Below are 11097 nucleotides of genomic sequence, written 5' to 3' on the forward strand. Positions count from 1 at the left end.
CGGCATCCTTGCCCAAGGGACGGCGACTACCGTCGCGCCGAGGGTGGCGCCCGGCAGCTCCCCTCGCCGCACACAACCAATGCGAGGGCGAAGCCGAGCCGTACATGCAACCAGCCCACTACTGCGGGATCGCCGACAGGGTCGGCTCCCACAGGCATCCTTTCCCGGGCGAATGCCGAAAAAAATCAGCAGTTGTCGTCACCGCCGAACGGGTCGTCCAGGACGATGGTGTCGTCACGGTCGGCGCCCGTGGCGACCAGGGCCAGCTTGCAGCCCGAGAGCTCTTCCACCGCGCGCAGGTAGGCACGGGCGGCCGGCGGCAGCTTGTTCCAGTCGCGGATGCCCGCGGTGGACTCCTCCCAACCCGGGAACTCCAGATAGACCGGCTTGCACTCGGCCCAGCCGTCGGCGTCCAGCGGCGCCAGTTCACGACGCTTGCCGCGGTATTCGTACGCGATGCAGACCTTGATGCTTTCCAGCCCGTCGAGGACGTCGAGCTTGGTGATGGCGAGGCCGTCGATGCCGTTGATCTGCACCGCGCGCTTCAGCGCCACCAGGTCGATCCAGCCGCAGCGGCGCGGACGGCCCGTGCTGGCGCCGAATTCGTTGCCCTTCTTGCGCAGGAGTTCGCCCATCTCGTCGTTGAGCTCGGTCGGGAACGGACCGCCACCGACGCGCGTGGCGTACGCCTTGCAGATGCCCAGCACGTAGTCGATGTCACGCGCGCCGACGCCGGTACCGGCCAACGCGCCGCCCACCGTGGTGTTCGACGAGGTGACATAGGGATAGGTACCGTGGTCGATGTCGAGCAACGCGCCCTGCGCGCCTTCATAAAGAATATTGCCACCCTCGCGACGGACGTCGTGGAGGATGGTCGCGACGTCGTCGACCATCGGACGCAGGTACTCGCCCCAGGTGAGCGCTTCGTCGAGCACGGTCTGGTAGTCGACCGGCTCGGCCTTCAACCACTGGGTGAGCACGAAGTTGTGGTACTCCACGGCGGCCTGGACCTTCTCCGGCAGCTCGTGCGGATACATGAGGTCGGCCACGCGGATGGAACGGCGGGCGACCTTGTCCTCGTAGGCCGGACCGATGCCGCGGCCGGTGGTGCCGATGGCCTTGGCGCCGGAAGCCACTTCGCGCGCCTTATCGACGGCGATGTGGTACGGCATGATCAGCGGCGTGGCCGGCGAGATCTTCAGGCGCGGACGCACGTCGACGCCCTGCTCTTCCAGTTCGGCGATCTCGCTCATCAAGGCGGCCGGCGAGAGCACGACGCCATTGCCGATCAGGCAGAGCGCGTCGTCGCGCAGGATGCCCGACGGGATGAGGTGCAGGACGGTCTTCTTGCCCTTGATCACCAGCGTATGGCCGGCGTTGTGGCCACCCTGGAAACGCGCGACGGCGCCGACACGTTCGGTGAGGAGATCGACGATCTTGCCCTTGCCCTCGTCGCCCCATTGCGCGCCGAGAATGACGACTGACTTACCCATGTTGATGCTTCTCTTTAGTTGCGGTGCCCTGCCGGGCGATGTGGATCGGGTTCAGCGCGGACGGCCGGGGCCATCGTTGAGGTAGCGCAGGAATTCGGAATCGGGCTTCAGCACGAAGGTGCCCTTGCCGTCGGCAAAGGCCTTCCGGTAGGCCGCGAGGCTGCGGTAGAAGGCGAAGAATTCCGGGTCCTGGCTGTATGCCTGGGCATAGATGGCGGCGGCCTGCGCGTCGCCGTCGCCCTTGACCTTGGTCGCCTCGCGGTTGGCGTCGGCCAGCAGCACCAGCTTCTGGCGATCGGCGTCCGCGCGGATCGTCTCGGCACTCTCCTGCCCGGTGTAACGCAATTCGTTGGCCAGTTGCAGGCGCTCGGCACGCATGCGCTTGTACACCGAACCGCTCACCTCGTCGGGCAGGTCGATGCGCTTGATCCGCACGTCGACGATGGCGATGCCGAGGTTCTTGCGGGCCACCGAGTCGGTCTGCTGGCGCACGCGCTCGGTGATGTCCTTGCGGCCACCGGCGATCAGGTCTTCGAGCGGACGCGCGTTGAATTCATAGCGCAGCGCATCCTTCACGATCGGGGTGAGGCGCTGGATCGCCTGCACCTGTTCGCCGGAGGTCGCGCGGTAGTACGACGCGTTATCGGCGATCCGCCACTTCACGTAGAAGTCGACGTTGACGCTCTTCTTCTCCAGCGTGAAATAGCGCTCGGGCTGCGCGTCCAGGCCGAGGATGCGATTGTCGAAACGCATCACCTGCTGGACCACCGGAATCTTGAAATGCAGGCCGGGCTGGTAATCGGCACGCACGATACGGCCGAACTGCAGCAGCAACGCGTTCTCGCCTTCCTTCACGACGAAGGCACTATTGAAGCCCAGGAGGACGAGGGCGACGACGATGAGGCCGGAAACGATCTTCACTGGGCGTTCCCCTGCGACGGATTCGGAGTGGCGTCGGTCGTCGTCGCGGACTGGATGACCGTGCCCACGCCCGGGACGTTGCGTACCGCGCCGTTGTTCGTCTCGACCGGCAGCTGGATGATGTTCTTGCCGTTGCTGCCATCGACGACCTTCGGATTGCCGGCCATCACTTCCTCCACGGTTTCCAGCCAGAGGCGCCGGCGGGTGACATCCGGCGCGGCGCGGTATTGCTTGAGCAGCAGGTTGAAGCGCTCGACGTCGCCATTGGCGCGGGCGATGCGCTCGACGCGATCGGCCTCCGCCTCGGCGGCGATGCGCGCGGCTTCGCCACGTGCCACCGGCACCACCTGGCTCTCGTAGGCGCGGGCCTTGTTCTCTTCGCTCTGCTTGTCCTCGCGGGCGGCGTTGACGTCGTCGAAGGCGTCTTTCACTTCCTTCGGCGGCGACACGTTCTGGAAGCTGACGCCGGTGACCAGGATGCCTGCATCGTACTTGTCGAGCGTGGCCTGGAGAATGTCGCGCGTCTGCTGCTGCAGGGTTTCCTTCGCCGCCGGCGCGACGCCGGTGACGGGTGCCTGGTCCGGCGCCGGCGTGTCGACGCCCGGCGTGGTGAGGATGTTGTCCATGATGTTCGCGCCGACCACCGAGCGCACCGCGGCCTCGGCCGCGTTGTGGATGGTGTTCTCTTCGCGGTCGGCGTTCGAGTAGAGGAACTTCCGGGCGTCGGACACCTGGTACTGCACGTTGAAGTCGATCGCGATGATGTTCTCGTCGCGGGTGAGCATCGAGACGTTGTCCGAGACCGAGCGCACCTGGGTCGTTTCGACCTTGGTCACGGTCTCTACCGGGCTGGGCGCCTTGAGATGGAAACCCGGCGGCAGGATGCGCGAGAACTGGCCGAAGCGCAGCACCACGCCGACCTGGCGGGCATCGATGACCGTGTAGCTGGATACCAGCAGCCAGGCCACGATGAAGACCAGCACGATGGCGAAGACACCGCCGCTGCCCGCGCCGAACTTGCCCAACCGGGCCCTGAGGCTCTTGATCGCCGCGTCGATGTCGGGCTTGCGCCCGCTCGACCGGTTGCGGTTCCAGGGATCCTTCTGGCCGTTACCGGGTTCGTTCCAAGCCATGGGCGACAGTCTCCTTCGGGGACCGGAGGGTGGGCGGCTGGCAAGCCTTGAGGTGGACCCGCCGCGGCGGGGGATGGACGTCGGACGCACAAGCGCCCTTCGCCGCGCCGATAGGGCACGCAAACGCTGTGAATTCTATCAGATGGGTACCGATGAGTGCTCGATCAGTAACCGGCGTGGGGTGGATCGATCAGTGCGCGCAGGGAGCCCGCGTGCACGTCGTCGCCCAACAGGGGCGCCAGCACGGATCGCGGCGCGTCGATGTCGAGGTGCCAACCGTGCTCGTCCACGGCCTCACCCGCGATCGCTCCCGCCGCCTTGAGCCGCGCATGCAGGCGTCCGGCGCTGAGAGGAAGCTCAAGACCCGCCCGGATGCGGTCGCCACCGAGCAATTCGCCCAGCGCCTCGCGCAAGCCGTCCACGCCGGCACCCGTGGCGGCCGAAAGCCAGACCTGGCGCGGCTTGCCGTCGTCGCCACGATCGATCCGCGGCGCCATGTCGACGAGGTCGACCTTGTTCATCACCGACAGCTGAGGCACGTCGCCGGCACCGATTTCCTCCAGTACCTCGTTCACCACCCGGGCCAGCAGCTCGCGCTCCTCGTCCGCGGCGTCGCTGACGTGGATCAGGAGGTCGGCGTCGCGCGCCTCGGCCAGGGTCGCGCGGAAGGCCGCGACCAGGTCATGGGGAAGCTCGCGGATGAAACCCACGGTGTCGGCGATCACCGCCGGGCCACAGGACAGGCCGTCGACCTTGCGCACGGTGGGGTCCAGGGTGGCGAACAGCTGGTCGGCCGCGTAGACGCCGCCGGTGGTCAGGGCATTGAACAGGGTGCTCTTGCCCGCGTTGGTGTAGCCGACCAGGGCCACGCGCGGCACGGTGTTGCGCAGGCGCGCGCGGCGCTGCTGGTCGCGCTGGACCTGTACCTTCTCCAGACGCTTGGTCAGCATCTTCACGCGCTCGGCGAGCAGGCGACGGTCGGTTTCCAGCTGGGTTTCGCCCGGGCCGCGGTTGCCGATGGCACCGCCGCGCTGGGCGTCCAGGTGGGTCCAGCCGCGCACCAGGCGCGTGGCCAGGTGCTTCAGCTGGGCCAGTTCGACCTCGAGCTTGCCTTCGTGCGAGCGAGCGCGCTGGGCGAAGATGTCCAGGATCAGCCCGGCGCGATCCACCACCCGGGTCTTGAGGTGCTTTTCGAGGTTGCGCTCCTGCACCGGGCTGAGCACGTGGTCGACCAGGACGAGGTCGGCCTCGAGCGCGCGAACGGCTTCGGCGACTTCCTCCGCCTTGCCACTACCGATGTAGAAACGGGGATTCGGCACGACGACGCGGGCCGAAATGCTGGCGAGGATCTCGGCACCGGCCGAAGCGACCAGTTCGGCGAATTCCTCGCCACGGCGGATCGCGTCGCCCTCGCCCCGCGAATGCGGCAGCACCAGGATGGCCCGATCACCTTTCTTTTGTCTATCGAACACTTAGGGGAATCACCTCATGGAAAAAGAAGGGGCGCACGCAGCCGGAAGCATACGCGCACCCACTCATTCCTATATGGGACAAAGCCAGGGCCCCTCAACCCTCGCCGTCACCCGATGCCGCATCGCCGTGGTTCTCGTGCCCGCCGACCCGGACGTTCCGGCTCGGCACCACCGTCGAAATGGCGTGCTTGTACACCATCTGGCTCACCTGGTTGCGCAGGAGCACCACGAACTGGTCGAACGACTCGATCGTGCCTTGCAGCTTGATGCCGTTCACCAGGTAAATGGCGACCGGCACGCGCTCGCGCCGCAGCGCATTCAGAAACGGATCCTGCAACGATTGCCCTTTGGACATTCTTCTTCTCCCCTACGCCTCTCGTACGGGTCCGGGTAAAAAACGCCTTGCGACGCCCCAGCCCAAGTGTCTTGAATCTTAACTGCTTTTAAACGCCCGCTGGTAGCTTAAGATCGTGACGATCTCTACATTCCGACGAACTGTTCCACCGCACGCGCGGCCTCGGGCAACGGATCCCCCCGGTCCGGGTCGAACGTGCGCGCGTCGAACTCGCCACGCAGCCAGGTGATCTGGCGTTTGGCGAGTTGACGAGTGGCATAGATACCACGGTTGCGGAAGTCCGTGGCATCCCCCTGGCCATCCAGGTACTCCCAGGCCTGCCGGTAGCCGACCGCACGGATCGCCGGCAGGTCGGGATGGAGGTCGCCACGGGCCCGCAGGCGGCGAACCTCGTCGAGGAAGCCCTCGGCCAGCATGGCATCGAAGCGGAGCGCGATGCGCTCGTGCAAGGGCTTCCGGTCCACCGGCAGCAACGCGAGCTTGAGGACCCTCCAGGGAAAGCGGATCGCCGTGCCGCCCTGTTGCAACTCGCTCAGGGGGCGCCCGCTGAGTGCCATGACCTCCAGCGCGCGCTGGATCCGTTGCGCGTCGCCTGGCCGAATCCGCGCACCCGCCACCGGATCGAGGGCGGCCATGCGGGCGTGCATGGCCGCCCAACCGATGGACCCGGCCTCGGCCGCGAGCCGTTCACGCAACGCCGGATCGGCCTCGGGCAGGTCGGACAAGCCACGCTGAAGGGCGCGGAAGTAAAGCCCGGTCCCGCCGACCAGAAGAGGCACCCTCCCCTCGCCGGTGATGCGCTGCATCGCCGCCAACGCGTCCTCACGGAAGTCCGCCGCCGAATAAGGTTGCGCGGGATCGCGGATGTCGACCAGGGCATGCGGGTAGCGAGCGAGCGTGGCGGCATCGGGCTTCGCCGAACCGATATCCAGGCCGCGATAGACCAGCGCCGAATCGACACTCACCAACCCGACGGGAAAGCGATCCGCCAGCGCGCAGGCGAGTGCCGTCTTGCCCGATGCGGTCGGGCCCATCAGGAAGACGGCAAGGGGGCGATTGTCGAAAATCATGCACGCGGTGGGCGATCGAACGATCGCAAGGTTAGCGCACCCGGGCGACATGCGGTGATAACGGCGGCCAAGGTTTGACCAGCGCGACGCAAGTGCACGCCACGCAAGGGGCAAGCGCAGTTATCCACACGGTTATGCAGCGATTACCCACACCAGCTGTGGATATCGTCGCAGTCACGGATGACCATCGCCCTGGTCAGTTCTTGAGCAGCGCAACGCAAGTCCATGCCACCAAAGGACGGAATGGAGTTGTCCACATGCTTATGCAGTGAGTATCCACACACGCTGTGGATATCGCGATGCGCTTCCGGCGTGCGTGGTCACGAAGTGATCAGCACGACGCAAGTGGTCGCCACGCATGGACGAATCGGACTTGTCCACACGGTTATGCATCGAGTATCCACACGGCGTGTGGATATGTCGTGCCATGCGTCTTCAGAAGGAAGTCCGAGGACCAGACCACGCCGTGCGGATCGCTAAAGATTCCGACAGCCGCCGATAACGGGTTCGGGTGTACTGCCACCAGTCCATTCTGGTACGGCTCCCATGCGAAACCTGCGTCTTCCCCTCGCCATCGTGTCGCTCGTCGCGGCGACCATTTCCCTCGTGCCGGCCTCCAGCGCCTACGCCTCGGACCACCTCGATACACCCACGGTCGCCGCCGATCCGCGCGCGGACATCGGCGACATCTACGCCTGGACATCCTCGGACGGCCATCACCTGAACCTGGTCATGACGATCGTCGGCCATAGCTTCTCCGACGCCATCGGCTACACCTTCCACGTCGACAGCGGCAAGGCCTTCGGCGCCACGACCAGGACCACCAATGTGACCTGTCGCTTCAGTGCCTCGTATGTCGGCGAATGCAGCGTCGCCGACGAGCACGCCGGAGGCCTGGTCGACTCGACGGATGGCTTCGCGTCCCATAGCGGGCGCCTCAGGGTATTCGCAGGCCGCCGCGACGATCCCTTCTTCAACAACGTGAAGGGTTCCCGGAGCGCGTTCGACGTGGCGGCGCGTGCGCTCGAACACGGAACGCCCGTCGACGCCGACGGATTTCCGCAGTTCGACGCCGCCACGGTGGCGTCGATCCGCAAGGAGTGGCACCAGACCGACGGTGGCCCGGGCCAGAACTTCCTCGCGGGATGGACGCCTGCATGCATCGTCGTGACAGTGGATCTCGGACTGGTGAACGGTGGCGGCCCGCTGCTCGCGGTGTGGGGAGAGACCGCATCGCCGCACGGCCGCATCGACCGCGCAGGCCGCCCGCTCACAGGCAACGCCTTGCTGTCGCCACTCGACGAAGCCAGGGGCGACCGCCTCAAGGAACGTTACAACCGCGCCGAACCGGCACGCGCCGCGCAATTCATCGGAGACATCCAGCGCACGCTCGGCCTCTACGATGGCTACGACAGCGTGCGCGGTAACCAGTGGCTCGCGGACATGCACGCGGCGCCGGGGCTGCGCTATCGCCGGTTGGCGACGTTGCTGGCCGACGATCGGTTATGGGTGAACAGCGCGTCGACGAGGTGCACGACACTCTTCGCCGTGGAGTTGGCCCGGCTCTCCGGTCGCCACGATCTCGCCGTCGACTGCGGGGGCCGTACGCCGAACTACGATGCGTCGAACATCTACCGTTCACTGCTCGCGGCGGGCGACCTCGGCCGCATCGACGACGGCGTCCATCGCGACGATCGCACCCATTCCACGACGCGATTCCCGTTCCTCGCAGCGGCAGCCGACGCCCGTCCCGCGCACGCCGCACCCACCACGGCATCGAGCGCCGCGGCCGACTACCATGAATGACCCGCGCGCTTCGTTCGTTGTCCTCGTCTGCGTGGCGGTGTCGACGTTGTCGTACGCCAACCCCGCCATCGCGCATGCCGGCACCGGCTTGGCGGGCGGCTTCGGTGCAGGTTTCGCGCACCCCTTCGGCGGCATGGATCACCTGCTCGCCATGGTGTCGGTGGGGCTATGGGGCGCCGTGCTCGGCGAACCGCTGGTGTACCTGTTGCCGATGGTCTTTCCCGGCGTGATGGTGCTGGGTGCGATGCTCGGCATGGCCGGCGTGCCGTTGCCACCGGTGGAATGGGGCATCGCGCTTTCGGTGTGCGCGCTCGGCCTTTGCATCGCCTGCGCACTCCGGCCCGGCGTGGGCATGGCGATGATCGTCGTCGCCGTGTTCGGCCTCTTCCATGGGTACGCACATGGCAAGGAACTGCCTTCAGCGGCGGACCCGATCGGCTACAGCACGGGGTTCGTACTGGCGACGGGCTCGCTGCACTTCCTGGGCATCGGGCTCGGCGTGGCCGCGCGATGGCCGCGGGGCATGCTGGCATTGCGCGCTATCGGCATCGGCATCGCCGTGACGGGTGCGCATTTCATCATGCAGGCCGCCAGGGCATGAACGGGATGCACGCGTCGCTAGCGGCTCTTTCGCTCGCCGTCGGCCTCGTGGTGGCGCTGACCAGCGTGATCGTGGCTCGTCACCAGCCATCGAAGTACCGCGGCATGCGCATGGCATTGCGGGTCGTGGCGAGTTGGTTCCTCGCGATCGCCCTGCTCGTCGCGACGCTCTCGTTCTTACCCGTCACCCCGGGCTACGCGCCCGATCACCTCGAATAGGCCTGGCTATGTCTCGTCATCGTTCATCGCCCATGGGCCGTCGCTGCCTGTCGATGCTGCTACTCGCCACGGGCGCGGTACACGCCCACGATTTCTGGGTACAGCCGCAAGCGTTCCAGGTACGGCCCGCGCAAGCGACGCCGCTCACGCTACAGGTCGGCCATGGACCCTACCGCCAGCGTTCGCCCATCGCGCCGCAACGCATCGTGCGCTTCCAGGTCTTCGGGCCGTCGGACCAGCGCGTGGACCTTCGCGGTGCGCTACACCTGGGAGACGTGACCGGTGACGGTGACGTCGCGCTGCCGCGCGCCGGCACTTACCTCGTCGCATTGGAAACCGACAACGGCGCGCAGAGCCATCTTCCGTCGTTGCGCTTCAACGATTACCTGACGGTGGAAGGCCTGACGCCGGCGCTGGAACGGCGTCGGCGGGACGATCGCATGGACGTGGACGAGACGGAAATCTACAGCCGTCATGCGAAGGTGATCATGCAAGCCGGTCTGTTCGATGCCACGGCACAAGCCACCGTGACGGCACCTCTGGGCCTCGCGCTTGAAATCGTTCCCGACGTCAATCCCTACGCCCTGCCCCGCTCTCGCACGCTACCCGTGCGCGTCCTCTATCGGGGGCATGCCCTTCCAGGCGCCACGGTGAAATTCACGAACCTCGATCACGACGACGCACCCGTCGAGGTGCACGTTACCGACGCGGCGGGCCGGGCGTCCTTCGCCATGCCCACCTCGGGACGCTGGTTGCTCAACACGATCTGGATACGCGCCCTGCCGACGGATGCCGAGGCCGACTATGAAACGGACTTCTCCAGCCTCAGTTTCGGGTTCCTATGACACCGCCCAGAGTCGCCGGGCCTCGGCGGCGATGACATCGGGAAATTCTTCGGGGAAGAAGAGTTTCCCGTTCGGTATGCGGCGCACGCCGTGCGAGTGCTTGAATGCACGGTCGAGGTACTCCGCGCCCGCGGGCGAGAAGATGGGATCGGCCATGCCCCACACGACACGCATCGGTACGGGACTCCGGGCGAGTTTCGGGCCGATGCCCGCCAGCGAGTTTTCCTCCAGCGCCAGCGCATAGGCGTGCGTGCGCCCGGGATGCGCCACCAGGGGTGCCAGGTACATGTCGATGGCTTCGTCGGTGGGATGACCGGGATACGTGAAGGTCATGCCACCCAGGCCCTCGGGCGAGCGCGCGAGCGCCTTATCCGCCAGCCATGGCCGCAACCAGCGATCGACGTACGTGCCTTCGTGCGACATGGCGATCACCGGCGCCATCGCCGGAGGTGGGCATTCGTGTTCGGTATCGCAGTTGGTCAGCAACAGGCTGCGTACGCGTTGCGGATAGCGTGTCGCCAACAGCTGCGCGACCGCGCCGCCGCTGTCGTTCGCCACGACATCGAACCGGGCGATGCCGAGGCTGTCCATGAAAGCCACCAGCATGTCCGCTTGTGCCACGGGCGCCACGCTTTGGCCCGGGGCCACCTCGGTGTATCCGAGGCCGAGGAAGTCGGGTGCGATGCAGCGACGGACGCCCGCCAGCCGTGGCAGCACGCCACGCCACTGGAACCCGTTGAGCGGAAAGCCGTGCAGGAAGAGCGCGGCGTCACCGCTTCCTTGTTCGACGTAGGCGATGTTGCCGAACGACGTACGGGCGAATGTCCTCGCCGCGTTGAACCGCCGCGCGTCCATATCCTCGTTCAAGGCCATCCGGCCCATGCCGGGTGCGCACGCCGCCACCACGCCGGCCGCCAGCGTTCCCACGGCTAGCTTCATGAAAGAACGGCGGCCAATGCCGATATGCCCATTACCCACGACGATGTCTCCTTTGCTGCCCACCCAACGGGGCTGGTGAAGCAGACCATGCCGCCGACTCTACGGCTGTCGGAAAATTTAGGTTCTTGCGCGTTATGTACTGTATCGGGCTCGGCTTCGCCCTCGCATTCGTCGTGTGCGTGGCGGGGGAGCTGCCGGGCGCCACCCTCGGCGCGACGGTAGTCGCCGTCCCTTGGGCAAGGAT

11 protein-coding genes are annotated in these 11097 nt (G+C 66.4%); 4 read left to right on the plus strand and 7 right to left on the minus strand.

The window, feature by feature from the left end:
- Positions 1–185: 185 nt before the first annotated feature.
- The 6 genes from ACR9ZJ_RS17250 to miaA form a co-directional block, all read right to left on the minus strand.
- Positions 186–1493 carry an adenylosuccinate synthase gene (locus ACR9ZJ_RS17250; RefSeq protein ID WP_426287335.1) on the minus strand — a complete coding sequence of 436 codons (1308 nt, stop codon included), beginning with the start codon at positions 1491–1493 and terminating at the stop codon, positions 186–188.
- A gap of 51 nt (positions 1494–1544) precedes the next feature.
- Complete coding sequence (gene hflC / locus ACR9ZJ_RS17255) at positions 1545–2414, minus strand: protease modulator HflC (protein WP_371024762.1); 870 nt, start codon at positions 2412–2414, stop codon at positions 1545–1547.
- Positions 2411–3547 carry an FtsH protease activity modulator HflK gene (hflK, locus tag ACR9ZJ_RS17260; protein WP_481280893.1) on the minus strand — a complete coding sequence of 379 codons (1137 nt, stop codon included), beginning with the start codon at positions 3545–3547 and terminating at the stop codon, positions 2411–2413. Before hflK ends, hflC begins: the two co-directional genes overlap by 4 nt.
- Before the next feature lie 164 nt (positions 3548–3711).
- On the minus strand, positions 3712–5019 hold the full coding sequence (gene hflX, locus ACR9ZJ_RS17265) for a ribosome rescue GTPase HflX (protein ID WP_481288446.1): 1308 nt from the start codon (positions 5017–5019) through the stop codon (positions 3712–3714).
- 94 nt (positions 5020–5113) lie between these two features.
- Entirely contained in the window at positions 5114–5374 is a 261-nt protein-coding gene (hfq, locus tag ACR9ZJ_RS17270; protein WP_167023080.1) for an RNA chaperone Hfq, read from the minus strand.
- 125 nt (positions 5375–5499) lie between these two features.
- On the minus strand, positions 5500–6444 hold the full coding sequence (miaA, locus tag ACR9ZJ_RS17275) for a tRNA (adenosine(37)-N6)-dimethylallyltransferase MiaA (RefSeq protein ID WP_481288447.1): 945 nt from the start codon (positions 6442–6444) through the stop codon (positions 5500–5502).
- A 546-nt stretch (positions 6445–6990) separates the two neighbouring features.
- Here miaA and ACR9ZJ_RS17280 point away from each other — a divergent pair.
- From ACR9ZJ_RS17280 to ACR9ZJ_RS17295, 4 genes are read left to right on the plus strand one after another with little or no spacing between them, the layout of a single operon-like run.
- The gene (locus ACR9ZJ_RS17280) at positions 6991–8250 is read left to right on the plus strand and encodes a hypothetical protein (RefSeq protein WP_481288448.1); all 1260 of its coding nucleotides are present in this window, start codon (positions 6991–6993) and stop codon (positions 8248–8250) included.
- Positions 8243–8851, plus strand: coding sequence for a HupE/UreJ family protein (locus tag ACR9ZJ_RS17285; RefSeq protein ID WP_481288449.1), 609 nt, complete (start codon positions 8243–8245; stop codon positions 8849–8851). The genes ACR9ZJ_RS17280 and ACR9ZJ_RS17285 overlap by 8 nt, the downstream gene beginning before the upstream one ends.
- Complete coding sequence (locus ACR9ZJ_RS17290) at positions 8848–9069, plus strand: hypothetical protein (protein ID WP_481288450.1); 222 nt, start codon at positions 8848–8850, stop codon at positions 9067–9069. The genes ACR9ZJ_RS17285 and ACR9ZJ_RS17290 overlap by 4 nt, the downstream gene beginning before the upstream one ends.
- A 32-nt stretch (positions 9070–9101) precedes the next feature.
- On the plus strand, positions 9102–9914 hold the full coding sequence (locus ACR9ZJ_RS17295) for a DUF4198 domain-containing protein (RefSeq protein WP_481288451.1): 813 nt from the start codon (positions 9102–9104) through the stop codon (positions 9912–9914).
- On the opposite strand, the gene ACR9ZJ_RS17300 is transcribed toward ACR9ZJ_RS17295, so the two are convergent.
- Positions 9909–10853, minus strand: coding sequence for an alpha/beta fold hydrolase (locus tag ACR9ZJ_RS17300; RefSeq protein WP_481288452.1), 945 nt, complete (start codon positions 10851–10853; stop codon positions 9909–9911). The genes ACR9ZJ_RS17295 and ACR9ZJ_RS17300 overlap by 6 nt on opposite strands.
- Positions 10854–11097 lie beyond the last annotated feature (244 nt).

The organism is Luteibacter sp. KNZ12-1A, assembly GCF_056755675.1.

Excerpts from the sequence above, each read along its gene's own strand:
- ACR9ZJ_RS17300 (WP_481288452.1), bottom strand. The coding sequence starts at position 10,853 with ATGAAGCTAGCCGTGGGAACGCTGGCGGCCGGCGTGGTGGCGGCGTGC.
- ACR9ZJ_RS17250 (WP_426287335.1), bottom strand. The coding sequence starts at position 1,493 with ATGGGTAAGTCAGTCGTCATTCTCGGCGCGCAATGGGGCGACGAGGGC.
- ACR9ZJ_RS17290 (WP_481288450.1), top strand. The coding sequence starts at position 8,848 with ATGAACGGGATGCACGCGTCGCTAGCGGCTCTTTCGCTCGCCGTCGGC.
- miaA (WP_481288447.1), bottom strand. The coding sequence starts at position 6,444 with ATGATTTTCGACAATCGCCCCCTTGCCGTCTTCCTGATGGGCCCGACC.
- ACR9ZJ_RS17280 (WP_481288448.1), top strand. The coding sequence starts at position 6,991 with ATGCGAAACCTGCGTCTTCCCCTCGCCATCGTGTCGCTCGTCGCGGCG.
- hflK (WP_481280893.1), bottom strand. The coding sequence starts at position 3,547 with ATGGCTTGGAACGAACCCGGTAACGGCCAGAAGGATCCCTGGAACCGC.
- ACR9ZJ_RS17285 (WP_481288449.1), top strand. The coding sequence starts at position 8,243 with ATGAATGACCCGCGCGCTTCGTTCGTTGTCCTCGTCTGCGTGGCGGTG.
- ACR9ZJ_RS17295 (WP_481288451.1), top strand. The coding sequence starts at position 9,102 with ATGGGCCGTCGCTGCCTGTCGATGCTGCTACTCGCCACGGGCGCGGTA.
- hfq (WP_167023080.1), bottom strand. The coding sequence starts at position 5,374 with ATGTCCAAAGGGCAATCGTTGCAGGATCCGTTTCTGAATGCGCTGCGG.